22 protein-coding genes are annotated in these 22,457 nt (G+C 62.1%); 6 read left to right on the top strand and 16 right to left on the bottom strand.

The window, feature by feature from the left end:
* Positions 1 to 92: 92 nt before the first annotated feature.
* From M0D64_RS10860 to M0D64_RS10845, 4 genes are all read right to left on the bottom strand, one after another.
* Positions 93 to 701, bottom strand: coding sequence for a TetR/AcrR family transcriptional regulator (locus M0D64_RS10860; protein ID WP_233468779.1), 609 nt, complete (start codon positions 699 to 701; stop codon positions 93 to 95).
* 79 nt (positions 702 to 780) lie between these two features.
* The gene (pdxA, locus tag M0D64_RS10855) at positions 781 to 1,782 is read right to left on the bottom strand and encodes a 4-hydroxythreonine-4-phosphate dehydrogenase PdxA (RefSeq protein WP_266257645.1); all 1,002 of its coding nucleotides are present in this window, start codon (positions 1,780 to 1,782) and stop codon (positions 781 to 783) included.
* Complete coding sequence (locus M0D64_RS10850; RefSeq protein ID WP_266257644.1) at positions 1,779 to 3,122, bottom strand: four-carbon acid sugar kinase family protein; 1,344 nt, start codon at positions 3,120 to 3,122, stop codon at positions 1,779 to 1,781. Before M0D64_RS10850 ends, pdxA begins: the two co-directional genes overlap by 4 nt.
* Positions 3,119 to 4,114, bottom strand: coding sequence for a 2-keto-3-deoxygluconate permease (locus M0D64_RS10845; protein ID WP_154564968.1), 996 nt, complete (start codon positions 4,112 to 4,114; stop codon positions 3,119 to 3,121). The genes M0D64_RS10850 and M0D64_RS10845 overlap by 4 nt, the downstream gene beginning before the upstream one ends.
* Before the next feature lie 339 nt (positions 4,115 to 4,453).
* Between M0D64_RS10845 and M0D64_RS10840 the strand changes: the two genes are divergently transcribed.
* Entirely contained in the window at positions 4,454 to 5,254 is an 801-nt protein-coding gene (locus M0D64_RS10840) for a DeoR/GlpR family DNA-binding transcription regulator (protein WP_266257643.1), read from the top strand.
* 67 nt (positions 5,255 to 5,321) lie between these two features.
* Here M0D64_RS10840 and M0D64_RS10835 read toward each other — a convergent pair whose 3' ends face one another.
* The 12 genes from M0D64_RS10835 to M0D64_RS10780 form a co-directional block, all read right to left on the bottom strand.
* Entirely contained in the window at positions 5,322 to 6,479 is a 1,158-nt protein-coding gene (locus M0D64_RS10835) for a M20 aminoacylase family protein (RefSeq protein WP_266257641.1), read from the bottom strand.
* A gap of 81 nt (positions 6,480 to 6,560) precedes the next feature.
* Positions 6,561 to 6,872 carry an NIPSNAP family protein gene (locus M0D64_RS10830; RefSeq protein WP_154564962.1) on the bottom strand — a complete coding sequence of 104 codons (312 nt, stop codon included), beginning with the start codon at positions 6,870 to 6,872 and terminating at the stop codon, positions 6,561 to 6,563.
* A 90-nt stretch (positions 6,873 to 6,962) separates the two neighbouring features.
* Positions 6,963 to 8,102, bottom strand: a complete 1,140-nt coding sequence (locus M0D64_RS10825; RefSeq protein ID WP_266257639.1) for a porin — start codon at positions 8,100 to 8,102, stop codon at positions 6,963 to 6,965.
* 83 nt (positions 8,103 to 8,185) lie between these two features.
* Positions 8,186 to 8,851 carry a CoxG family protein gene (locus M0D64_RS10820; RefSeq protein ID WP_266257638.1) on the bottom strand — a complete coding sequence of 222 codons (666 nt, stop codon included), beginning with the start codon at positions 8,849 to 8,851 and terminating at the stop codon, positions 8,186 to 8,188.
* Positions 8,852 to 8,860: 9 nt separating this feature from the next.
* Positions 8,861 to 9,742 (bottom strand): NAD(P)-dependent oxidoreductase, encoded by an 882-nt coding sequence (locus M0D64_RS10815; RefSeq protein ID WP_266257637.1) that lies wholly within the window; start codon positions 9,740 to 9,742, stop codon positions 8,861 to 8,863.
* Positions 9,743 to 9,757: 15 nt separating this feature from the next.
* Complete coding sequence (locus tag M0D64_RS10810; protein ID WP_266257636.1) at positions 9,758 to 12,112, bottom strand: xanthine dehydrogenase family protein molybdopterin-binding subunit; 2,355 nt, start codon at positions 12,110 to 12,112, stop codon at positions 9,758 to 9,760.
* Positions 12,105 to 12,593: a (2Fe-2S)-binding protein gene (locus M0D64_RS10805; RefSeq protein ID WP_266257635.1), complete on the bottom strand. Its 489-nt coding sequence runs from the start codon at positions 12,591 to 12,593 to the stop codon at positions 12,105 to 12,107. Before M0D64_RS10805 ends, M0D64_RS10810 begins: the two co-directional genes overlap by 8 nt.
* A 3-nt stretch (positions 12,594 to 12,596) precedes the next feature.
* Entirely contained in the window at positions 12,597 to 13,472 is an 876-nt protein-coding gene (locus M0D64_RS10800; protein WP_266257634.1) for a xanthine dehydrogenase family protein subunit M, read from the bottom strand.
* The gene (locus M0D64_RS10795; protein ID WP_266257633.1) at positions 13,469 to 14,572 is read right to left on the bottom strand and encodes an ABC transporter ATP-binding protein; all 1,104 of its coding nucleotides are present in this window, start codon (positions 14,570 to 14,572) and stop codon (positions 13,469 to 13,471) included. The genes M0D64_RS10800 and M0D64_RS10795 overlap by 4 nt, the downstream gene beginning before the upstream one ends.
* Before the next feature lie 11 nt (positions 14,573 to 14,583).
* Complete coding sequence (locus tag M0D64_RS10790; RefSeq protein WP_266257632.1) at positions 14,584 to 15,471, bottom strand: carbohydrate ABC transporter permease; 888 nt, start codon at positions 15,469 to 15,471, stop codon at positions 14,584 to 14,586.
* A gap of 3 nt (positions 15,472 to 15,474) precedes the next feature.
* On the bottom strand, positions 15,475 to 16,392 hold the full coding sequence (locus M0D64_RS10785; RefSeq protein ID WP_266257631.1) for a carbohydrate ABC transporter permease: 918 nt from the start codon (positions 16,390 to 16,392) through the stop codon (positions 15,475 to 15,477).
* Between the two features lie 7 nt (positions 16,393 to 16,399).
* Entirely contained in the window at positions 16,400 to 17,728 is a 1,329-nt protein-coding gene (locus M0D64_RS10780) for an extracellular solute-binding protein (protein ID WP_266257630.1), read from the bottom strand.
* Positions 17,729 to 19,097: 1,369 nt separating this feature from the next.
* On the opposite strand from M0D64_RS10780, the gene M0D64_RS10775 reads away from it, so the two are divergent.
* From M0D64_RS10775 to M0D64_RS10755, 5 genes are read left to right on the top strand one after another with little or no spacing between them, the layout of a single operon-like run.
* Positions 19,098 to 20,087 carry a GTP-binding protein gene (locus tag M0D64_RS10775; protein ID WP_266236875.1) on the top strand — a complete coding sequence of 330 codons (990 nt, stop codon included), beginning with the start codon at positions 19,098 to 19,100 and terminating at the stop codon, positions 20,085 to 20,087.
* A gap of 25 nt (positions 20,088 to 20,112) precedes the next feature.
* Entirely contained in the window at positions 20,113 to 20,616 is a 504-nt protein-coding gene (locus M0D64_RS10770; RefSeq protein ID WP_266257629.1) for a DUF1097 domain-containing protein, read from the top strand.
* Positions 20,617 to 20,641: 25 nt separating this feature from the next.
* Positions 20,642 to 21,385, top strand: coding sequence for a nitrile hydratase subunit beta (gene nthB / locus M0D64_RS10765; RefSeq protein ID WP_266257627.1), 744 nt, complete (start codon positions 20,642 to 20,644; stop codon positions 21,383 to 21,385).
* Between the two features lie 33 nt (positions 21,386 to 21,418).
* Positions 21,419 to 22,060 carry a nitrile hydratase subunit alpha gene (gene nthA, locus M0D64_RS10760; RefSeq protein ID WP_266257625.1) on the top strand — a complete coding sequence of 214 codons (642 nt, stop codon included), beginning with the start codon at positions 21,419 to 21,421 and terminating at the stop codon, positions 22,058 to 22,060.
* Positions 22,061 to 22,062: 2 nt separating this feature from the next.
* Complete coding sequence (locus tag M0D64_RS10755; protein ID WP_266257624.1) at positions 22,063 to 22,410, top strand: nitrile hydratase accessory protein; 348 nt, start codon at positions 22,063 to 22,065, stop codon at positions 22,408 to 22,410.
* Positions 22,411 to 22,457 lie beyond the last annotated feature (47 nt).

Below are 22,457 nucleotides of genomic sequence, written 5' to 3'. Positions count from 1 at the left end.
CTCTTCCTTACATTGAAATGACCGGTCGTCTCAAAACGGTATAAACGGCTGCCCGAATCGAAACCCGTCGCCGCTCAAGCCAGCTACGACCGTTACTGCGGGGATTTGAAAAACAGATCGAACATTGAATGCACGCAAGCCTTCAGCGGCTCGACCGAGTCATCCAGCTTCATGCGCAACAGGCTGCCTTCCCACGCGTTCCAGAAAAGGTCGGCCATTGCATCAGCCGAAAGATCGCGCCGCACGGAGCCGTATTCCTGGCCGTGCCGCAGATAATCGGCACAGCCGACACGCCATTCGTTGACCGTCCTGCGCGCAGCGACCCGGCACAGATCGCTCGACTGCGCGATCTCGCCCGCAAAGTTGCCGACCAGACAACCGTAGCGGTCGTCACAGTCTTCGTAGTCGCCAACGATGCGCGTGTAGATGCCGCGAAGCGCGAGCAGCGGATCAGGTGACGCCGCTTCGAGCGAATACTGCTTCCATTCAGCGGCCTGCTCCTGCGCGTAGTGGTGCAGGATCGCCGCACCGAATGCCTCTTTGCTCTCGAAGTAGTTGTAGAACGAGCCCTTCGGCACGCCGGCACGCTCGACGATGTCTTTTACGCCGGTGCCGTGATAACCCAATTCGGCGAACAGCGCGACACCCGCTTCGAGTAGTCTTTCGCGAAAGTCTTCAGTGCGTCGTGTGTACATAAGCATTACAACTTCAACCCTAACGGCACAATGCCGCTCCGCGCGAGCGGGCGCCATCGTGCGCATACATCGATTTCAAGCCGCGTCAGGCGCGGCGTGTCGCGAGTTCGGCGCCTTGACGCAGTGCTTCGAGCAGGCTGCGTTCGTCAGCGATGCCTTTGCCTGCAATATCGAACGCAGTGCCGTGATCGACCGAGGTACGGATCACATCGAGGCCGACCGTCACGTTGACGCCGGCTTCGAGGCCGAGCACCTTGACCGGACCGTGGCCCTGATCGTGGTACATCGCCACCACCAGATCGAAGTCGCCACGTCCCGCACGGAAGAACAGCGTGTCGGCAGGGAGCGGGCCCTCGATGTCCCAGCCGCGTTCACGCAAGACCTGCACGGCTGGAACGATCTTTTCCTCTTCCTCGCCATAACCGAACAGGCCGTTTTCGCCGGCATGCGGGTTGATGCCGCACACGGCGATGCGCGGATTGGCGATGCCCGCCTTCACCAGCGTCGCATGACCTCGCTCGATCGTGCGCTGCACGAGGCCCGGTTCGATCTTGCGGATCGCATCGATAATGCCGATGTGGGTCGTCACGTGAATCACGCGCAGTTTCGGTGCGACCAGCATCATCGACACTTCCTCGATGCCCGTGAGGTGCGCGAGCATTTCGGTGTGGCCGGGGTACTTGTGACCGCCAGCGTGCAACGCTTCCTTGTTCAGCGGCGCCGTGCAGATCGCATCGATCTCGTCGGCTTTCGCGAGTTCGACGGCGCGCGCGACGTACTGATACGCGGCGTCGCCTGCGAGCGCCGACAACGCGCCGAAAGGCAAGTCGGCGGGAATCAGCGCGAGGTCGATGCAGTCGATGGTGCCGCGTTCATATTGCGCATCCGCCGGCTTCGCGATGCGGCGCACTTTCGTGCTGCCGCCGACAATCCGGCTGGCCTGCTCAAGGCGCGCCGCATCGCCGATGACAAGCGGGCGGCACTGCCGGTAAACGGACTCGTGCGTCAAGCTCTTGACGACGATTTCCGGACCCACGCCCGTTGCGTCGCCCATCGTGATGCCGATGACTGGAAGATAGTTGCTCATGATGTTTTGCCTGAATGACGTTGGTTCGTTTCGCGAGCCGGTGAAGATGTCGTTGTGCCGCCCGGGTGCGCCGATCCGGACTCGCTATCGGCGAACTCCGGTGTGCCCCGCAGATGAAGGTAGGCGCCATACAGCGCGTGCTCGCTGCCAAAGGCGCCGGCTTTGGTGACGACGGTGAGGCGCGGGTTGCCGTGCGGGCGTCCCACCGCCACGCCCGGCTCGATTTCCGAAAGCAATTGCAGGCTGTCGATACCGGTTGTACCGAGCATCGCGCGCGCGGTTTCGCCGCCAGTCGCGATCAAGCCGCTCAGATGCGTGAAAAACGGTGCGACGAGCGAAGCGAGCGCTGCCGACAATTGGGCGCCCTCGGCGGGATCGAACAGATCGTCGCGACCAATTCGCACCAGCAAGTCGGTGTGCTCGCTCAGATGTGCGCCGACGCGCGCTTGCCAGGCCGCCCACTCCAGATGAAGCTCGCCCGCACGCAGCACGACCGGCGGCACGATCAGCTCGCCAACGCCCGCACGCTCGCGCAGCATCGCGCATTGCTGTTCCGAGACGGCCGACAGGCTGCCCACCAGAATCAGGATCGCGCCTCTCTGCTGCTCCGACTTCGGCGGCGCGTCTTGTGCTGCTTCCGTGGCAACATCGAACAGATCGCTCAGCGACGCCAGTTCGCGAGCCAAACCGCCTGAGCCCACCCAGAACAGAGCTTTGCCCATCGACGCCGTCGCCTGCGCGAGGGCCCTCAAATCCGCATCCGTTTCCGCATCGACGATGAGCGCCTGTGCACCGCTGCTCGCCACCACGGAAATGGCATCGCGCAACGCTGCGGGATCGCCACGCAGCGCGTCGACACCCAACGGTGCGGTGCGCAAGCCGACCGCCTCGACCATGGCGTTGAGGTCTGCGGAACGCGCGGCGTGTTCGAGCTTCCACGTTTCCGTGTTTTCGAGCGGCACGCCGCGCACGAATACGCGGCCCTCACGCACCGTGCGCCCGGTTGCAGGAAAGGCCGCGGCGACAATGGCAAGGCCCGCGAGCGGCTGCAACGCGGCCACTTCCGTGGCCCAGTTGCCGCGCAAGGTCGAATCGATTTTCTTGTACAGACGTCGCCCTGGCGCGCGCTGCACCAGCCACGCGGCGCGGGTGCAGTGAGCTGCTTCGGCCGGGGACATGCGGCGCGAGTCGGTGTCCACCGCGATCACCTCCGCCGCGCCCATCGCGCGCGACGCATTCAGCGTGACCGCCGTACTGCGCCCCGCGCCCGCAAACGCAATCGCGCAGTCGGCGGCCCCGGACAGGTCGTCGGCGATGATCAGAATGCTGGTGTTGCTCACCTGGTCGCCCCCAATGCAGCAGCGCGGCTGGCGTCGGCACGCTTGCCGGCCCGCTTTGCGACGGCCGCAGTGAGGATCGGCGACACGATCGCAGTCACGACGACGCATGAGGCGACCAGCAAGGTCGCGCTTTTCGCGGCCTCTGCATAGACCGGGTTGGCCGCCGCGATCAGCGCCGGCACAGCCGCTCCGTTGCCTGCCGTGTTGGCTGCCGCCACGCCTGCGACACCCGTGCCGCCGGTCAGGCGATCGGTCAGATAGAGGGGAATGCCCGTCACGATCACCACCGCGACGCCGAGGCCCATGCCGAGCAAGCCGGCCTGCCATACTTTGTGCAGGTCGAGGCTCGCGCCCAGCGCCAAGGCGAAAAACGGAATCATCACAGGCACAGCGCGGCCGAGAAAGCTGCGCATCTCACGGTCCAGATTGCCGAGCAGCATGCCGGCCGCGAGCGGCAGGATGCTGCCGACCAGCGTCTGCCACGGAAACGCCGACAGCCCGGCCACGCCGAGCGTGACCATCGTAAGGAACGGGCCGGATTCGAGCGACATGATCGTGTAAGCGCCGACGTCTTCAGACTTGCCATATTGACCCATCAACGCCATGTACAGGCCACCGTTCGTGTCGTTCATCGCGGCGACCACCGCCAGCGTCGACATTCCCGCGAACAGTCCGGACGAAACCGGCTGCTCGCCCAAAAAGTGGCCCAACACGACACCCACCAGAATCGCCGACCCAACCTTCGCCGCGAACAGCGCCCCGCCCTTTTTCAGCAGATAGGGCGTCGCCTTTACATCGATCGACGAGCCCATGCACACATAGAACACGGCGAGAATCGGCAACGCGCCGGTAAACAGCGCGTTCGTGAACGAGCCGAAGAACTTCGGCATGTCCGGCAAGAAGGTGGCGATCATTGCGCCGAACAGCAGCGGGACGATCATCATCCCGCCCGGAACGCGTTCGATCGCGCGCTTGATAGGAAGTTGGGCCATCATTGTCTCCTGTTTGAAAATGATCGATACAATCATATTAATTGACTGATTCGGTCATTCAGAGTGTACGTGACGAACCGACTGTGCGCAATCCGATCACCGGCAAGTCGTGGGGTTAATAAATTTGCGACAACGAACCGTTCCAGGCGGGACACGCGTCGAATTTGATCGAATCGATCAAAATAGGCTAAAACACTTGCATACCGTGACGACGCCGCGGTTGCAGCGCGCCCCGTCCGCGGCGTTGCCCCGGCAACTGGTTTGATTACACTTACGCCCGTTGACGCCTTTCCTTTCTATTGCGCGCACCATTCGGACGACCCCTTACCCTCTATCACCATGAAAGTTACAAACCGCCGCGAGGCGATGCTGAAGGCCGTCCTGTCCGGCATGAACGACGTAGGCGCCCTGTGCGAGCATTTCGGCATGTCCGAAGCAACCGTGCGTCGCGACCTGCGTGCGCTCGCCGACGAACGGCTCATCGTGCGCACGTACGGGGGCGCGGCCGCCTCGGTCGGGATTCACGAACCCGAGGAGTCGCTCGATCTGCGGCGCGAAAGCTTCCGCGAGCAAAAGGATGCGATCGCGCAGGCGGCGGTGAGCCACGTTCAGGACGGCGACACCATCTTTCTCGACGGCGGCACCACCACCGCCGCACTGGCCCGGCTGCTGGCCGGCCGCCGCGACATTCGCGTGGTCACCAACAACCTGCTGGCAATCGGCCTGCTTGCATCGAGTGACGTGCCGGTCACACTGATCGGCGGCGACCTACGGCCCTCGAGCATGAGCACACTCGGGCCGCTCGCGCAGATCGCCTTGAACCGCCTGTCCGTCGACAAAGCCTTTCTGGGCGCGGACGGCGTAGTCGCCGGCCGTGGGCTCTGTGAGGCGACCGCCGAGCAGGCCTATCTGAAGGAATGCATCATCAGGCAGGCGGCCAACATCTTCGTGCTGGTGACGTCGCACAAACTGGATCGCGCGAGCCAGCAGCACTGGACACCACTCGAGCGAGACTGGACCCTGGTGACCGATGCTCAACCGGGCGCGCCGGAATTGGCAACGTTCCTGCTGCACGGCGAAGTGACGATCGAGTCCGCGTCGCAGCAGGCGCGCCAGCCTCTGCCTCACGGGAAGTCATAGTGTTTTAAGGGGTCGGCGCCGCGAGGCCCTTACAGACCACGCAGTCGCACAGGACAGCCGTGAGGCTTCACACGCGCGCAACGCCAAACGCCCTCACGACGTTCACCCAATACGACGCACCGGTAGCCAATGCGTCGTCGTTGAAGTCGTAGTGCGGGTTGTGAAGCGGAGCGCCAGGCTCGGGCCCGTCGACGCCCATCCAGACATACGCACCTGGCCTCGCCTGCGCCATGAACGCGAAGTCTTCCGAGGCCATCGACGGCTTGCAGCCCAACGTCACCTTCGCCGCGCCGACCGTTGCGCGCGCCGCATCGAGCGCGACGTCGGCTTCAGCCGGCGCATTGATCGTTGCCGGATAGCCGTAGTGGTAAGACAGCGTCGCTTTCGCGCCATGCGCCTGCGCGGTCAGCGTGCCGATTTCATCCAGCAGGCTCCGTACGCGCTCCTGCACATTGGCATCGAAGCAGCGTACGGTGCCGCGAATCACAGCGCGATCGGGCAACACATTCCAGGCCTCGCCGCCATGGACCTGCGTGACGCTAACGACGCATGCTTCTTTCGGCGAGATGCGCCGGCTCACGATAGTCTGCAGCGCGATTACGACATGGCTCGCGCAAACCAGCGCATCGATCCCCTCTTCCGGCATTGCGGCGTGCGAGCCTTTGCCGTCCACCAGAATCTCGAAGGTATCGAACGAGGCCATCATCGCGCCGCGGTTGATCGCGAAATGGCCGAGCGGCAAGCCAGGCCAGTTGTGCAGACCGAATACCGCGTCACACGGGAAACGCTCGAAGAGTCCATCTTCGACCATGACGCGTCCGCCGCCCGCCACCTCTTCGGCGGGCTGGAAGATCAGGTGCACCGTACCGTGCCAACCGGTATCGCGGCTTAACGAAGCGGCGGCGCCCAGCAACATCGCGGTGTGGCCGTCGTGACCGCACGCGTGCATTTTCCCGCGCTGTTGCGAACGGTGCTCGAATTCGTTGTACTCCACCATCGGCAGCGCATCCATATCCGCACGCAATCCGAGCGCAGGACCGCTCCCCCTCCGCAGCGTGCCGACCACACCGGTTTTGCCGACGCCCTCGGTCACTTCAAAACCGTAGTCGCGCAGCGCCGATGCCACCAGCCGTGCCGTCGAGACTTCTTCGAACGCGGTCTCGGGATGCGCATGCAGTGCACGACGCCACGTCACCATCTTGTCGACCAAATCAGCTTCAATCATTGATTACCTCACAAACAGACCGCGGCGCAGCAAGTACCATCGCACGCCCGGTGATCAGAGAGCTTCACTACTTCCGCTGCTTCAGTCAGCCGGGCAAAACGGCACTGGCGCAAGGAACACCGATTCCTGATGCACCAGGTATGGCAGGATGCGAGGCGTGAAAGCTTGCCAACGCGGATCCGCTGCGAGCTTCGCGCGCTGCGCGGCGCGATGTGCGTAGTCGTCATAGCGCCAGCAGAACACGACCGAATTCAACGTGCCCGAGTCTTTAGTCCAGCAGCCCTTGAGTCGTGCGTACTGACTGATGATCTCGAGCCCCTCGCGCTCGTAGATTTGCAGAAACTCACCCACCTTTCCTGCCGTAATCTGGTACGTACGCATTTCCACCAACATGATTGCCTCCTGTTGCAATTCAAACGCTCACAAAACAACGACCACCGAGCACACTGTCACGCCGCCGGCAGACCTGCACTCCACTGCAAGTTAGAAGCTGTGTCGGATACCCACGCGCACCGCGACCTGATTCGGCGTCGACGAGGGTGACAGATAAGTCAGATCGGCTACCGCAGCGTGTCCCGTCGAATCGACGCCGCTGGCGCGTTGCCACGCAACGATCAGGTAAGTGAAAGTACGTTTGGAAAATGAATACTCGGAACCCGCCGCCACCTGGTTGTAGTGCGCATGCGGTGACGACGTGTAGTCGTAGGTCAGACCCGCCATGACAGCAGGTGTAAAGCTATGACTGACGAACGCTTCGTACGAGTCGAGTGTCGCGGAACCCTGGAACGAGGTACTGGTGGTCGCTACTGCGTTGCTGAAGCGCGTGTTGGTGTAAAGCGCGCCCAGCTTCGTGGCGCCGAACTGATAGTTGCCGCCTACTCCGAGCGTCTGCATGCTGTGCGCGGTCGCGTAGCCGCTATAAATCGGGTTCGTTACAGGATTCGTAAACGCCTGGCCGGCTGTCGCACCCGTGGTGCCGTCGAATCGCGTCACTGCCGGGTTGTTCACATAGAGATAGGCGGCCGCCAGCTTCAGCGGACCGTTCGCATAGCTCAGGCCGAAGCCGTACTGCCGCGAGTCGCCGACCGAACCCGCCACGCCACCAAAGCTATAGAGTGCGCCCGCCGTGATGCCGTGATACGTCGGGCTCACGTACTTCAGCGTGTTGCTGACGGGATACGTGCCCCAGATCCCGTCCACGTCGCCCGCATGCGACGACAGCGAGCCGCCGAACGCCAGCGAAGAAGTCAGCGGCTGCAGATTGGTCACCATGAAGTCATACTGCCGCCCAAGGCGCACGCTGCCGTAGTTGCCGGATAGGCCCACATATGACTGACGGCCGAACAGCCGGCCGTTATAGCCGAGCTTGCCGCTGTTTACGTCATAGCCGCTCTCGAGCTGGAAGATTGCGCTCGTGCCGCCGCCTAGATCCTCGCTGCCCAGCAGGCCGAACTTGCTTCCGCCCATACCACCGCTGAAGGTCTGGTAATTGGCATGTCCGCCCTGATTGTTGGTGTAGGTAATGCCATCGTCGGCGACGCCGTAGAGGGTCACGCTGCTTTGCGCCTGAGCTGCCTCCGCAAGGCAGGTCAATGCCAGTAGGACAACTATTTTTTTACTCACGAGAATTCCTGTCGAATGAAATATTGAATCTGGTCAAACGCTGAACTACAGAACGAACAAGGTTGCCATCGCAACGCGGACCGTCAGGCCGCGTGCCCAATCAAAAATCCCACCAACAAACCGAGCAGACCCGAACCTGCGCCGACCAGCCAGACCCGCAGACCCGTTGTCGGGTCGGGTTTGGGCGTGACGATGGACGGCTTCGTCTCGCCGTGCGGCTGACGTTGCACGCCTCCGGTCAGCGGCGCATCGTCCGGCTGTGCGTGCGGCGCGGGCTCGATGACTTGCATGGAGTCCGCGGGCGCCGCCTCCTTTTCGATGTGCGCCTTCAGCGCGCCGAAGAAGGCATCGAGATTCTTGCCCGCTGCGGACTGAATCAGGCGGGACCCCACGCTCATTAGCTTTCCACCGATTTCGACATCCGCGTCGTACATGAGCACGGTCGTCTCGGCCTCCAATTCGAGTTGCACGCGCGCGGTGACTTTCGCAAAACCAACTGCGCCCGCGTTGCCCGTGCCGACAATCGTGTAAGCCCTGGGCGGATCGAGATCCGACAGCTCCACATTGCTCTTGAAGGTCGCCGCCACCGGACCCACGCGAATCTGCACGGTCGATTCGAAATGCCGCTCGTCCAGCATGGCGAGCGATTTACACCCGGGTAGACACGCCTCGAGCACGGCAGGGTCGTTCAGCGCACGCCACACGGTCTCGGGTCGTGCGGGGAGAATGCATTGATCAGCTAGCTTCATCGCCGCTCCTCAGCGCTCGTAGAGTTTGAAAAGCGCCTGGGTACCGTTGCGCGTAAAACCTTGCTCGGCGAGCTTCTGATAAAGGCCGCGCACCAGATCCAGACCCGGCAATTCACGTCGCATGTGAGCGGCTTCCTCATGCGCAATCCGCATGTCCTTGATGAAATGCTCGATAAAGAAGCCGGGCGCGAAATCGCCCTTCGCGATGCGCGGCCCCATGTTATTCAACTGGAAGCCGCCAGCCGCGCCGCCGCCGATCGCGCTCAGTACGGTCTGCGCATCCAGTCCGGCGCTGTGCGCATAGGCCAGGCCTTCGCACACGCCTAGCATCGTCGATGCGATCACGATCTGGTTGCACAGCTTGGTGTGCTGACCCGCGCCCGGCCCGCCTTGCAGCACGATGTTGGTGCCGAGGCAACGCAGCATCGGCTCGACGCGCGCGAGCACGTCGGCCGCGCCGCCCACCATGATGGACAGCCGTCCCTCGCGCGCGCCGACATCGCCGCCTGAAACCGGTGCGTCCAGCGTGTGCACGCCGCTGGTTGCAGCGTGTGCGGCTAGCTCTTCGGCCAGTTGCGGGCTCGAGGTCGTCATGTCGATCAGCACGGCATCGCGCCGCGCGTTCATGATCAGACCGTCGTCGCCGAGGTACAGCGCGCGCACGTCGTCAGGCATGCCGACGATCGTGATGACCACGTCCGATGCTTCAGCGAGCGCCTTCGGGGTGGCGTGCCAGGATGCGCCTGCCTCGATGAGCGGCTCGGCCTTCGCACGCGTACGGTTATAGACGTGCAGCGGATAGCCGGCTGCGGCGAGTCGCGCCGCCATCGAGGCGCCCATGATGCCGAGGCCGATAAAGCCGACAGCGGGTTTGCTTGCAGATTGATTCATAATTGTTTGATCCGGTCAGAGTTTGTCGCGCAACAGGTCGCGCAACAGCATGGGAGTCAAAGGATGACGGTCGGCGACCACGCCGAATGGCGCTAGCGCGTCGTTCACGGCGTTGGTCAGGGCGCCGAGCGCGCCCATCACGCCGCCTTCGGCCATCCCTTTGATACCCGCCGCCGTCGCGCGGCTAGGCGTATGCAATGGGATGATTTCGAAATTGGGTAATTCGGTCGAAGTGGCGATCAGGTAGTCGGCAAGCGAACCCGTCACGTTCTGTCCCGTTTCGTCGTAGCGCGTATGCTCGAACAGCGCACCGGACAATCCCATCGCCACCGCGCCATGTTGCTGCCCTGTCACAACGATGGGATTGAGCAGCGTGCCGCAGTCTTCGGCGATCACGTAACGCGCAAAATGGATCGCACCGGTGGCCACGTCCAACTCGATCTCGCATCCGTGCGTCGAATTCGAGTAGGTCATCGGCGGCGGATCGTAGGTCAGGTGAAACTCGAGTCCAGGCGTGAGGCCCTGCGGCAGCGAAGTAGGATCCATATAGGCACTCCGCGCCACGTCGGCGAGCGTTAGACCCGCGTCGACCCACGTGTCGCCGCTACGGCGCTCGACGCGCGCATCGACAAGGCGCAGCGAGTCGCTATCGGCCAGGTCGAGACGGCCGGCGGCAATTGCGAGCACCTTGCGGCGTGCATCGAGCGCGCACAAATAAAGCGCGCCGCCGCCCGCCGTGCCGCTGCGGGCGCCGCGGCTGCCCATTCCGTATGGCGCAATATCGGTGTGGCCCAGATGAATACGCACGCTCGACGGATGCACACCCAGGCCTTCGGCCACCGCATTGGCCATCGCGCTTTCATAGCCCTGTCCGCTGGGGCCGAGACCCACCGACGCGTTCACGACACCACTCGGCTCGATACGGATCCAGCTTGCCTCGTGTCCCGAACCCGGAATGCCGGCCGATTTATAAAAGCGCGAACCGTACGTCGTCGGCTCGACCACATTGCACAGGCCAAGCCCAAGATAGCGGCCGGCCGCCCGCGCCGCCTGCTGGCGCGCGCGAAACGCGTCGTAGTCGAAGGCCGCCAGCACCGCCTCAAAGGTCTGCGACGGCGTGATGTCGGCCAGCAATTCGCCGGTGGCCGTGCGGTACGGCAGTTCTTCCGGCGTCAACAGATTGCGGCGGCGCACGTCGACCGGATCCAGCTTCAGTTCGCGCGCAATCGCTTCCATCGTGCCTTCCATGACCCAACTGGTGATGGACATCGGCGCGCGCATGGGTGCATTGCCGCATTTGTGACTCAGCACGACCTTCACGTCGAATGCGTAGTGCTGCAGCCGGTACGGTCCGCTCAACACCATCGCGACGACGCGCGCGAGATAGTTCGCCGGAAAGAAGCAATACGCGCCGAAGTCTTCGCGGATCTCCAGATCGAGCGCGAGCAGCGTACCGTGCTCATCCACCGCGGCGCGCGTGCGGCAGAAGTCTTCGCGCGAATTGGCCGCTGCGGTCAGATTCTCGAGACGGTCTTCACGCCAGCGCACCGGCCGCTTCAGATGACGCGCGAGTGCAGCGACGGTCAGCTCTTCACGGTACAAGGCGATTTTCTGACCGAACGAACCGCCGACGTCGGGCGAAATCACCGTCACCTGCGACTCGCTGAGTCTGAGCCGTTGCGCGAGCTGAGTGCGCAAAGGATGCGGCACCTGGGTTCCGATGTGGAACGTCAGGTGGTCGCGCCCGGCGTCCCAGACTGCTGCGCAACCGCGCGTTTCAATGGGCACATGGGTCTGCCGCTGCTGCTGAAAGGTCGCCTCGACCACGCGGTAAGCGTGCTTGCTCACGCTATGCGGGTCGCCGTTCGAGTACGTCTGGTGCGACACCAGGTTGCCGGGCACCCCGGGGTCGACTTGCGCAGCATCGGCTTCGAGCGCCTGCCACATATCGGTCACCACAGGCAACGGCTCGAACTCGACCATGACCTGCTCCGCCGCATCTTCCGCGAGGTACCGGTCGGTGGCGACCACGCAGGCCACAAGATCGCCCTGAAAGCGCACGATGTCGGTCGGCATCGTCGCGAACTCGACCGGCAACAAGCCTTCAACCGGCGCAGCGACACGCATCGGCGTGGTCCACTGCGCCAACTCCCGTCCGGTGACGACGGTCACGACACCAGGCATGCCGGCAGCCGCCTCGGTATCCACTGAAACGATCCGCGCATGCGCATGCGGCGAGCGCACGAAGCTCACATGCAGGGCGCCCGCGATTTCGATATCGTCGAGATAGCGGCCATAGCCCGTCAGCAAGCGATAATCTTCGGTGCGCGGCACAGCCTTGTTGAGGTAGCGAAACGTCTGCTCAGACATCGACGCTCTCCCCCCGCATCCGCGCGGCCGCGCGCAGGATCGCCCGCACGATGTTCTGGTACCCGGTGCAGCGGCAAAGGTTGCCGGAAAGCGCCTCGCGCACCTCGGCCTCGGATGGGCTTGGGTGCTCGCGCAGATAAGCCTCGAAGGTCATCACGATGCCGGGCGTGCAAAAACCGCACTGCAGGCCATGACATTCGTGCATCGCCTGCTGCAGCGGAGAGAGGCGGCCGTCCTGCGCGACAGCTTCGATCGTGGTGATCTGCACTTCGTCCATCTGAACAGCGTACGCGAGGCACGAGCGCGCCGGACGCCCGTCGATCAGCACCGTGCATGCGCCGCATACGCCGTGCTCGCAGCCGACGTGCGTGCCGGTCAGACGGCAGTCTTCACGAAGCGTATCGGAAAGGAGCTTGCGAGGCTCGCAATGCACTTCGTGACGGGTGCCGTTCACATTGAGATAAATCGTTTTCTTTTCCATGACTCACTTCGAGGTCGCGTTGGCCGACTGCGTCGCGCGTTGCAACGCGCGCGCCGTGAGCGCCTTGACGAGATCGCGCCGGTAAGCGGCGCTGATGTCCGGTTGATCGTACGGATCGATAGCGCCGGCCACCGCGTCGGCGATTGCAGCCAGCGTCGGTGCATCGACTGGTGCACCGACGAAGTCCGCAGCAAGTTCGTTCAGCACGAGCGGTGAATCCGCCACGCCGCCGAGTCCAATGCGCAGGCTGGAGAATCTGTTGCCGTCGAGCACGGCGGTGAGTGCGCAAGCCGCAATCGCGAAGTCGCCGTGCCGCCTGCTAAAGACTTCAAATGCGTGCCGCTCGCCCGCGCGTGCAACCGGGAAATGCACGGCTCGAATGATTTCTTCAGCGGCGAGATCGGTCGTCATCACCGCAATCAGGAACGCTGTGGCCGGCACCTCGCGGCTGCCGTCCGGTCCGGCAATCTCGATGCGCGCACCCAGCGTGCTCGCGATGAGCGGCATTTGCGCAGCAGGATCCGCATGCGCAAGGCTGCCCCCAAGCGTGCCGCGCTGGCGGATCGCGTAGTGCCCAATGGTCGCGGCCGCTTCCGCGAGCAGCGGGCAAGCGGCGCGCACCGTGCTGCTGGTGGCCACCTCGTGATGACGCGTCATCGCGCCAATGGATAGCGAATCACCCGTAAGCGTCACGCCGCTGAGTTGCGGCAACGCGTTGAGGTCGATCAGATGCGCCGGCTGCGCAAAGCGCATGTTCATCATCGGCGCGAGGCTTTGCCCTCCCGCGATGACTTTGGCGTCGAAGCCGTGCAGCGCGAGCAGCGACAGCGCATCTTTAAGCGTGTGAGGCCGGTGATACGAGAATACCGCGGGTTTCATGCGTTCTGCGCCTTCAGGTTCACGCCGCTCGCCTGATCGAAAAGGTGCAGACGGCGGCGGTTTATCGACAGGGACACGCGTTCGCCAACCTTGCAGGAACGCTCCTTGCCAACACGAAAAAACATCGACTGCCCCAGACATTGCAGGCCGATAAACTGATCGGAGCCAACCGGCAGCAACGAGGCGATGTCGCCTGTCAGCGAACAATCGGTCGAGTCGCCATGCTCGTCGATGTCCTCGGCACGAATGCCGGCCGACACTGCCCGGCCACTGCATCCTGCGAGCAGGCGTTGCGTCTCTTCATCGAGGGCGAGCGCAAGATCGCCGCTGCGAAAATGCAAACCGTGGTCGCCTTGCATCAGCACGCCGTCGATAAAGTTGATCGGCGGGCTGCCGAGGAAATTGGCGACGAATTTATTGGCTGGCCGTTCGTAGATGTCGTCGGGCGAGCCGATCTGTTGCACGATGCCCTGGCGCATCACGACGATGCGGTCGGCGAGCGTCAGCGCTTCGGCCTGATCGTGCGTCACGTACACGAAGGTCGTCTGCATCGACTGATGCAGTGCCTTGATGCTCGCGCGCATCGACACGCGCAGCGCCGCGTCGAGGTTCGACAACGGTTCGTCCATCAGAAAGACCGCGGGCTGGCGCACCATTGCGCGGCCGAGTGCGACCCGCTGGCGCTGCCCACCCGACAGTTGCCCGGGCCGCCGGTCCAGCAGATGCTCGATTTCAAGCGACTGCGCGGCCGCGCGCACTCGCGCATCGATCTCCTGTTGCGGATATTTGCGCATCCGCAGGCCGAATGCGATGTTGTCGTACACGTTCTTGTGCGGATACAGCGCGTAGCTTTGAAACACCATCGCCACATCGCGCCGGTGCGCCGGCAAGCCATTTACTTCGACGTCGTCGAACCGCAAGCTGCCCTCAGTGACCTCTTCCAGTCCGGCGATCATGTTGAGCGTCGTCGATTTGCCGCAGCCGGACGGTCCGAGCAGAACGAGAAACTCCTTGTCCTTGATCTGCAGATTCAGGTTGTCCAATGCGACATGCCCGTTTGCATACTTCTTTCCCACTTGCCGAAATTCGATTTGAGCCATGACCTTTCCCTTTATCCCTTTACCGCGCCGGCAGTCAGACCAGACACGATGTAACGCTCGAACACCACGGCGATGATCACTGGCGGCACAATCGCGACCACGCCGGCTGCGTTGATGAACGAAAAGCTCGTCGTGAAATCCGATGTGAACGACGCGACGATGATCGGGACGGTCTGCGACGCGGCGGTTTGCGTAAACATCAAAGCGAACAGGAACTCGTTCCAGCTAGTCAGGAACGTGAACATGATGACGGCGACGAGCGACGGCACCGCGAGCGGCAAAAACACCTTCAGCAAAGCCTGAATCCGCGAGCAGCCGTCGACCCGAGCCGCCTTGTCGAGCTCGTCCGGTAGCGATTCGAAATAGCTGAGCAACATGAAAACACTGAACGGCACCGTAATCGCGAGATAAGTGATGATCAGCGATCCGACGCTGTCGAGCAGGCCGAGCTTGCGCACGAACAGAAAGAACGGCACGACGAGTGCAATATCGGGAATCACGCGGGTAGCCAGCATGAAATACACCGACAGATCGCGGCCGATATAACGGATCTTCGCCATCGCATAAGCGGCGGGAACGCTGACGAGCAGGTTCAGCAACACCACCGCAGCGGCAACCACGAGGCTATTGCGCAGCGCCGGCAACAGGTACTGCGCGGTGGACGGAATGAACGCGGCGTTGCCGTCGTCCGACGCTGTGCCGGTGCTCGCCGCGACGATCGCCTTGAAGCTGGACAGCGTCGGCGGATGGGGAATCCAGTGTGGCGGAATGGACGTGATATCCGCTTCGCGCTGCAGAGAAGACGACAGCAGCCACGCAACCGGCGCCAGCACATACAGCAACATCACAATTGAACCGGCCAGCAGCGCCAGGCGTTTGACAAAGAGAGCAGATGACATCGCTTAGAGCCTCTTGCCGAGTAGGCGAATGATGGCGTACGACATCGCAAACGTGGCAAGCGCGAGCACATACGCGACCGCCGCACCGGTACCGAATGACAGGTTGCGGAACGTCTCGACGTAGATGTGCCAGGAGAGCACGTGAGACGCGTCGGCCGGACCGCCCTCGGTCAGAATGAAGAAGAGGTCGAAGTGGCGCACGGCCATCATCGCTTCGTAGATCATCACGAGCATGAAGCCGGGACGCATTGCCGGCAGCGTCACGTGCACGAACCGGCTCCACAGGTTGGCGCCGTCTACCCGCGCCGCCGCGTACAGGTCCGACGGAATAGACTTCATCGTCACCAGCAGCAGGATAGTCGCGAGCGGTACTTCCTTCCATACGAATGCGTTGCAGATCAGCGCCAGCGTCTTGTGCGTGTCACCCAGCCACACCATGTACTGGCCAATCACGCCAAGCTGCAACAGCAGTCCGTTGAGCGCGCCGTACCCTGAGTCGTAGATCCACTTCCACATCAGACCGTCGACCACATACGGAATAGCCCATGGAATCAGCAAGGCGGTCGACAGGATGCGCCGGCCGCGAAACTCCTGATTCAGCAATAGCGCCATCAGCGTCGCGATAACCATGATCGCGAGGACCGACACGACGGTGAACCACGCGGTACGCTCTACCGCAGCCCAGAACATCGGGTCCCGGAAGGTCTGGAAGTAGTTGCCCAGGCCGACGAACGACACGCTGTTCATACGCGTCAAATGAATGTCGAACAGGCTAGTCCAGAACGAGTAAAGCACCGGAAACACGGCGACTGCGAGCAGCACCAGCATCATCGGCGTCAGCAGCAGCATTGCGCTACGCTGATCGGAAGGCGCCACGGAATGTCTGGCAAGCCAGCGGCGGCCCAGGGCTTGAACGCTCATATCGACCTCAGGCTTTGCTCAACGCGGTCCACTTCTGCGCGGACTGTTTCAGTGCGTCGGCTACGCTCGATTGACCGAGGATCGCCGCTTGCCATGCCGAACCGTTGGTCTCGTCCCATTCCCCGAACCAGCGCGTGATCACATCCTTCTTGCGGGCCAGATCCTGCTGCTTCTGAAACATCGAGAAATCGCCGTACTTTTCATACGCGGTGCGGACTTCCGGGTCGTTAAAGAGCGGCTTCACGCCGAATGCCGTGCCGGTATCCAGGAACATCGCTTTCTGGAACGCATACTGGCCGTCGAATCGTCCGCCGAACGCTTCGATGAGGCGCGTCGCCTCGGCGGCCCGCGTCTTGTTGGCGCCGGCGGCAGCGCTCATCGCGTGCATGCGCATCCACGCAACCGTGGCGTGCGAACCATTCGGGCCGGCCGGCATCAGTGCCTGTTTGATATGGCCCGCGACACGCGACTGGCGCGGATCGTTGAGCGCCTGAACCCGGTAGCGAGGCAACAGCGCGAACGCGTGATTGCCCGACGCCACGGCCTTGAAGCCGTTCAATTCTCCCAGTTCGACGCAGGCGGGCGAAACGATGTGGTGCTTGTTGACCGCATCGGCGACCCATTGCAGCGAAGAGACCGCGCCGTGCTTCGGATCGTCCATCACTGCCTTGCCGCTGTCGTCGACAAAGCGGCCGCCGTTGGAAAACACCAGCGAAGACATGAACTCGATCAGCCAGCTTTCGCGTGCCATCGACAGCATCAGCGGGTATTGCGAGAGACCCGCATTCTTGATCTTCAGCGATTGCGCGACCAGTTCGTCCCACGTTGCAGGAGGCGCCGCGATGCCTGCCTTTGCGAGCTTGTCCGCGTCGTACAGAAACGCCATGTAGTCGGTGTAGTACGTAAGACCGTACTGACGACCCTTGTAGCGCATCGATTGGGTGCAGAAGTCCTGCACTTCGCCGTTGTACTTGAGCAGTTGCGGATAGCCGTCGAGCGGCGCAAGCCAGCCCGCGTCGGCCCACTCGGGCAGCCAGCCGTCGGACACCCACAGCACGTCGATCGGCGCCTGGCCGACGAACTTCGTCACCATCGCCTCGCGATACTGTGCGAATGGGAGGTTGTTGTAGTTGACGTTTAGTCCAGATTCCTTTTGAAACGGCACGAGCATGCGCTTCACCGTATCGACGCCCGCCGACCAGGTATGGAGATTCACGCTGTCGGCAGCGAAGGCCCGTGACATCCCGCCCATCAAACCGGAAGCAGCGAGCCCAGCGCCCGCCGACAACTGTAGAAATCGACGACGACCGTTCCCGAATCTATTGACCTTACTCATGGTTCGCTCCGACCGCCTGCGCGGCGCTGTTCTCACGTGGCGTAGCCGCTGGTTCGGCTACCTCTTGAGACGCGAAGATATCTTCGAGAAAATAAATCGTCAACTGACGACATACGTTTTCCGAAAATTTTTTTACCTGTCGATGGCGCAGACCTGCTGAGTACAGTCGGCCGTTTCGTCGTACCTTTCCAGCCATTTAATCAGATGAATTTCTCTACTCAATCGCGCGGGTTTGCGCGTTCAGCCCGTGCTCCGCGAAATATTCGGCAGCCTTGGCCAGCACGCGTGCCGGACACTCGACACGCGGCAAGCGCTGCGGCGCCTTTTCACCGGCCGCTTGACCGGGGCCCGAGTTTCCCCGGCCCCGCAACCGGATTCCGCAACATCCTTTGGCTCGGCCTTCGCGACTCTCCCGTGCCTATCATTTGACAAATACATCTTCACCTGACGACTTATTTTTTTGATAGAGTATATCGTCACGGCGTAAAAAGCAGCGCCGCCAGCCACCCGGCATAGCCAAGTCCGTCTCAGGCTGTCGCGAAGCGAGCCTCATCTTTGACTGCGGACGGCTGCATGCACGTCAACCAGCGCTCCGCTTCCGCAAAGGACAATTCGACTTTGTGGAACTGGGCTTCACGGAAAACCGTGGTGCCCGCCATTTGAGAGGCACTGCTTACAGCACGATGAAGTGACCTACCGACAGGCCGCTTCTCACATAGACCAGATATTTAAACCGGAACCCTCCATTCATGTACTTCCTCGCTGCCTTCATCTCCAAACTCGCCACCGGGCACGCCTTCACTCGTGCGGAGTCGAGCACCACCGCAACGCGCAGAAAGAAATCGCGCTTTCCCTGGCTTTAGTCGTCGATGGCGTTTCCGCCCGCGACGAGGTATGGCATTAGTTTGGGTAATATCACGCGTCAGACGAATGCCTGGCGCCCGCGCAACCAGCTCATCGGCGCCACGCGCCAGCTGGAAAATCGGCTTCATGGTCGTGTCGCTGCGATACACGATTTGCATTACTATTTAATTCGGCATTGCTGAAAGGGATAACTTCACTCGTAATCCGCGAGCCATCCTCGCAACGCCGCCCTCTCCTTACCTCCCCCCCACTCCACCGCACTGCACTGCATATTCACGGAGCATTCCGCACCGTCGCGGCGCATCGAATCCCACATCTGCACCAGCGCTTGGCATCGAATTCATGCTGCATCTTCGTGCCATTTTGTCCTCATTTTCCCTATCGGACAAAAACCGCCACATTTTCAGTTCATTCGGGACAAGCTGATTTCCGGCACAGACGGATGACGGCGACAGGCCTGGTACTCGCTCTATTGAGTCAGCCTCGATCAGCAACGGACTCTCTCATGAATCGCACACCCACACCGCGCAAGCTTCCCGTCACCATCATCTCCGGGTTTCTCGGCGCGGGTAAAACCACCCTCGTCAATCAGTTGCTGCAGCAACGCGCGCCGGGATCAATCGGCGTGGTCGTCAACGAATTCGGCGAAGTCGGCATCGACGGGCAACTAATCGTCGCCGAAGAACGGACGCTGGTCGAAATCAATAACGGCTGCGTGTGCTGCACGGTGCGCGCGGACCTCGTCGGCAGTGTGAAAGCGCTGCTGGCGCGCCCACAGACCGGCGCGGCACCCATGCAGCGCCTGATCGTCGAGACATCCGGACTGGCCGATCCGGCACCGGTCCTGCAAACGTTCCTCGCCGATCCCGACCTGCGCGAATCCGTGGATCTCGAATCGGTCGTCACTGTGGTCGACGCACTGCATCTGCGCCGACAACTCCAAGACGACATTGCGCGCGAGCAGGTTGCCTTCGCCGACGTCATTCTGATCAACAAGCTCGACCTGATCACGAAAGACGCGCTAACCGCTATCGAACAAACAATCCGTTCATTGAATCCAACCGCCGCCATCATCACGTCGACCCGTTCGCAAATCCGCGCGGACGCTCTGCTGGGTATGCGTCGCTTCTCGCTCCCCACGCTGCTCGCGATCGAGCCCGATCTGCTCGACGAGGGCGCTCACGACCACGAACACGACACGTCGATTCAATCGTGCGCGCTGGTCGAAAAGGGCGACCTCCATGCGACACGCTTTAACCGTTGGATCAATGAACTCGTGCAGCAGCAAGGCCAGCAACTGATGCGGATGAAAGGGGTCCTCAACTTCCACGCCGAAGCGCGGCAGTTCCATTTCCATAGCGTGCATATGTTGCTGGAAGCCGAACCCGGACGCGCATGGCTGAAGGACGAGCCGCGCGAGAACAAGCTCGTGTTCATCGGCCGCAATCTGGATTTTCCGCAACTACGCGAATCGTTTCTCAGCTGTATCCACTAGCCGCACTTACCTCAAGGAGTCTGCAATGAAGAAGACTGATGCGCTTACCGTCAGTATCGGCGTGCTCGCCGTCGTCGACACCTACATCACGGCAACGGTGTTTCCGGTCCCGGTGTGGGTCACGTTTATCGCGTGGGCGTCGTTCTTCGTGGTCGGCGGCGGCCCGCGCGGCTTCATGCAGAGCGTCGCATCGAACCTCGCCGGGCTGGCCATCGCGTCGCTCTCGCTGTTGGCGATCGCCAATACCGGCCCGGCGCCGCTCGCCGTAGCGATTTGCGTCGGTGTCGGGAGTGCGGCGATGGTACAGGTGTCGAAACTGAAGCTACTCAATGTGCTGCCCGCCGTCGTGTGGGGCTTCGCTTCGACAGTCGGCACCACGGTCGCCACCGGTAAGGCAATCACCACGGTCGGCATCCAGAACCCCGCGTTGGTGGCCGCCGCCGCACTCGTCACCGGCGCCGTCTTCGGCATCGTCTCCGAAGCGTTCGGCGAAGCACTGAGCCACAAGCCTCAGCCTCAACTCAACTGACCTCACACTTCAGGAACCGCACACCATGAAACTACAGCACAGCCTTGGCGGGCTCGAAAACCTCGGACCCGTCAATGTCGAGACACGGGTTTTCGTCGAACCATGGGAGAAGCGCATTTTCGGCATTCATACGGTGATGATGGCGGAAAGCACGCATCTGTCGGACGCGCGGCCAAAGTACCCGGTGGCGACGCTGCCTAGCACGTTCAGGAATACGTGGACCTGGGCGTCGCTGCGCACCGGCGCCGAAGGCATGCAGCCGTTCGAATACTTCAAATACCGGTACTACGAAAAGTGGCTGATGGGGATCACGCAATTCTTCGTCGATCAGGGTTATGTATCGGCCGACGAACTCGCGCAGAAGACCGCGCATTACCGCGCCCATCCAGATGCGCCGCTGCCTGCACAGCCGAATCCGGCAATTGCCTCGCAGATCAACGACTACCTCGCAAAAGGCGATTCGGGGCTGAACGCACTGAAGGAGACACCGCGTTTCGAACCCGGTGCCGGGGTATGCATTGCCGATCCGGCCGCCGTCGATCACACGCGTTTGCCGGGCTACCTGCGCAACAAGCGCGGTGTGATCGACCTCGTCTATCCAGGTGCCTACTCCTACTTCGTTTCAACCGGGCCCGACGGCATCGGCGAGCCAATGCCCGTCTATCGCGTTGCATTCGAGGCCGAGGACATCTGGGGCAAGGACAAGAGCGAGCCGAACACGACGATCTACGCCGATCTATACGAAGCGTATCTCGATGCATCGAACTGAATCTCTACACCCATCATCTGGTACGGAACTAACATGAGCGAACTTTTCAAATACGACGACGAGCGCGAGGCCGCCAGCGCGGCCAAGGTACGGGCGCTCGAAGCGCTTCTGATCGAGAAAGGCGTGCTGGGTAGCGACTCCGTCGATACCGTGCTCAGTCATTTCGAAACGATGGCTGGCCCGTTCAATGGCGCGAAAATTGTGGCGCGCGCGTGGATCGATCCGGCGTTCAGGGAACGCCTTGTCGAAGACACACCGAAGGCGATTGCGGAAATGGACTTCCCGGCCGGCATGGAAGGCGCGGAAGGCGAACACATGGCCGCCGTCGCCAACGGCGACGGCGTTCACAACCTCATCATCTGCACGCTCTGCTCCTGCTATCCCTGGCCGGTGCTCGGTCTGCCGCCCTACTGGTACAAGGACCCGGTGTTTCGCGCACGCGGCGTGCGCGAACCGCGCGCCGTGCTGAAGGAATTCGGCGTGCCAGTTTCGGACGATACGGAAGTCAAGGTATGGGACAGCAGCGCGCAAATCCGCTGGTTCGTCATCCCGGAGCGACCCGCCGGCACCGAAGGCATGAGCGAAGCAGAACTTGCCGCGCTCGTCACACCCGAAGCGATGATGGGTGTGGCGCTGGTGCCCTCGCCTTCTGCATCGCCGCGGCCGGCGGTCTGATCATGTTTACCCGGTTCGAGGAATATGCCGCCTCCAGCATGCTTGGACATCCGGACTCCCCACCGCGCATGCAAGGCAAACTGCTGTTCGACAAGCCATGGGAACGGCAGGTATTCGGGATCGCGCTTTCGCTGTCGAAGGCGGGGCACTTCGAGTGGGAAGACTTCCGTCAGAATCTCATCGAGTCGATCGCCGAATGGGAAGACGGATACTGCGCGGGGCAACCGCCGTGGGATTACTACGAGCGCTTTCTGCTCGCCCTCGAAAAGACCGTGGCGCAGGCTGGCGTGCTGTCGGCCACAGATATGGCGTCGCTGAATCTGCGCGCGTTGCGTCCGTCCAGCAACTGAGCCGCGCCCTTGCTTCCGGCGTTCAGATCAGAACGCCCGCGATATCG

Source organism: Paraburkholderia sp. WS6, assembly GCF_030464835.1.
In the GTDB taxonomy this organism is placed as follows: Bacteria; Pseudomonadota; Gammaproteobacteria; order Burkholderiales; family Burkholderiaceae; genus Paraburkholderia; species Paraburkholderia madseniana.
The sequence above is the reverse complement of the archived record's forward strand: the minus strand, read 5'-3'. Positions and strand labels throughout refer to the sequence as shown.

Excerpts from the sequence above, each read along its gene's own strand:
- M0D64_RS10860 (WP_233468779.1), bottom strand. The coding sequence starts at position 701 with ATGCTTATGTACACACGACGCACTGAAGACTTTCGCGAAAGACTACTC.
- pdxA (WP_266257645.1), bottom strand. The coding sequence starts at position 1,782 with ATGAGCAACTATCTTCCAGTCATCGGCATCACGATGGGCGACGCAACG.
- M0D64_RS10845 (WP_154564968.1), bottom strand. The coding sequence starts at position 4,114 with ATGGCCCAACTTCCTATCAAGCGCGCGATCGAACGCGTTCCGGGCGGG.
- M0D64_RS10840 (WP_266257643.1), top strand. The coding sequence starts at position 4,454 with ATGAAAGTTACAAACCGCCGCGAGGCGATGCTGAAGGCCGTCCTGTCC.
- M0D64_RS10835 (WP_266257641.1), bottom strand. The coding sequence starts at position 6,479 with ATGATTGAAGCTGATTTGGTCGACAAGATGGTGACGTGGCGTCGTGCA.
- M0D64_RS10830 (WP_154564962.1), bottom strand. The coding sequence starts at position 6,872 with ATGTTGGTGGAAATGCGTACGTACCAGATTACGGCAGGAAAGGTGGGT.
- M0D64_RS10820 (WP_266257638.1), bottom strand. The coding sequence starts at position 8,851 with ATGAAGCTAGCTGATCAATGCATTCTCCCCGCACGACCCGAGACCGTG.
- M0D64_RS10815 (WP_266257637.1), bottom strand. The coding sequence starts at position 9,742 with ATGAATCAATCTGCAAGCAAACCCGCTGTCGGCTTTATCGGCCTCGGC.
- M0D64_RS10810 (WP_266257636.1), bottom strand. The coding sequence starts at position 12,112 with ATGTCTGAGCAGACGTTTCGCTACCTCAACAAGGCTGTGCCGCGCACC.
- M0D64_RS10805 (WP_266257635.1), bottom strand. The coding sequence starts at position 12,593 with ATGGAAAAGAAAACGATTTATCTCAATGTGAACGGCACCCGTCACGAA.
- M0D64_RS10800 (WP_266257634.1), bottom strand. The coding sequence starts at position 13,472 with ATGAAACCCGCGGTATTCTCGTATCACCGGCCTCACACGCTTAAAGAT.
- M0D64_RS10795 (WP_266257633.1), bottom strand. The coding sequence starts at position 14,572 with ATGGCTCAAATCGAATTTCGGCAAGTGGGAAAGAAGTATGCAAACGGG.
- M0D64_RS10790 (WP_266257632.1), bottom strand. The coding sequence starts at position 15,471 with ATGTCATCTGCTCTCTTTGTCAAACGCCTGGCGCTGCTGGCCGGTTCA.
- M0D64_RS10785 (WP_266257631.1), bottom strand. The coding sequence starts at position 16,392 with ATGAGCGTTCAAGCCCTGGGCCGCCGCTGGCTTGCCAGACATTCCGTG.
- M0D64_RS10780 (WP_266257630.1), bottom strand. The coding sequence starts at position 17,728 with ATGAGTAAGGTCAATAGATTCGGGAACGGTCGTCGTCGATTTCTACAG.
- M0D64_RS10775 (WP_266236875.1), top strand. The coding sequence starts at position 19,098 with ATGAATCGCACACCCACACCGCGCAAGCTTCCCGTCACCATCATCTCC.
- M0D64_RS10770 (WP_266257629.1), top strand. The coding sequence starts at position 20,113 with ATGAAGAAGACTGATGCGCTTACCGTCAGTATCGGCGTGCTCGCCGTC.
- nthB (WP_266257627.1), top strand. The coding sequence starts at position 20,642 with ATGAAACTACAGCACAGCCTTGGCGGGCTCGAAAACCTCGGACCCGTC.
- nthA (WP_266257625.1), top strand. The coding sequence starts at position 21,419 with ATGAGCGAACTTTTCAAATACGACGACGAGCGCGAGGCCGCCAGCGCG.
- M0D64_RS10755 (WP_266257624.1), top strand. The coding sequence starts at position 22,063 with ATGTTTACCCGGTTCGAGGAATATGCCGCCTCCAGCATGCTTGGACAT.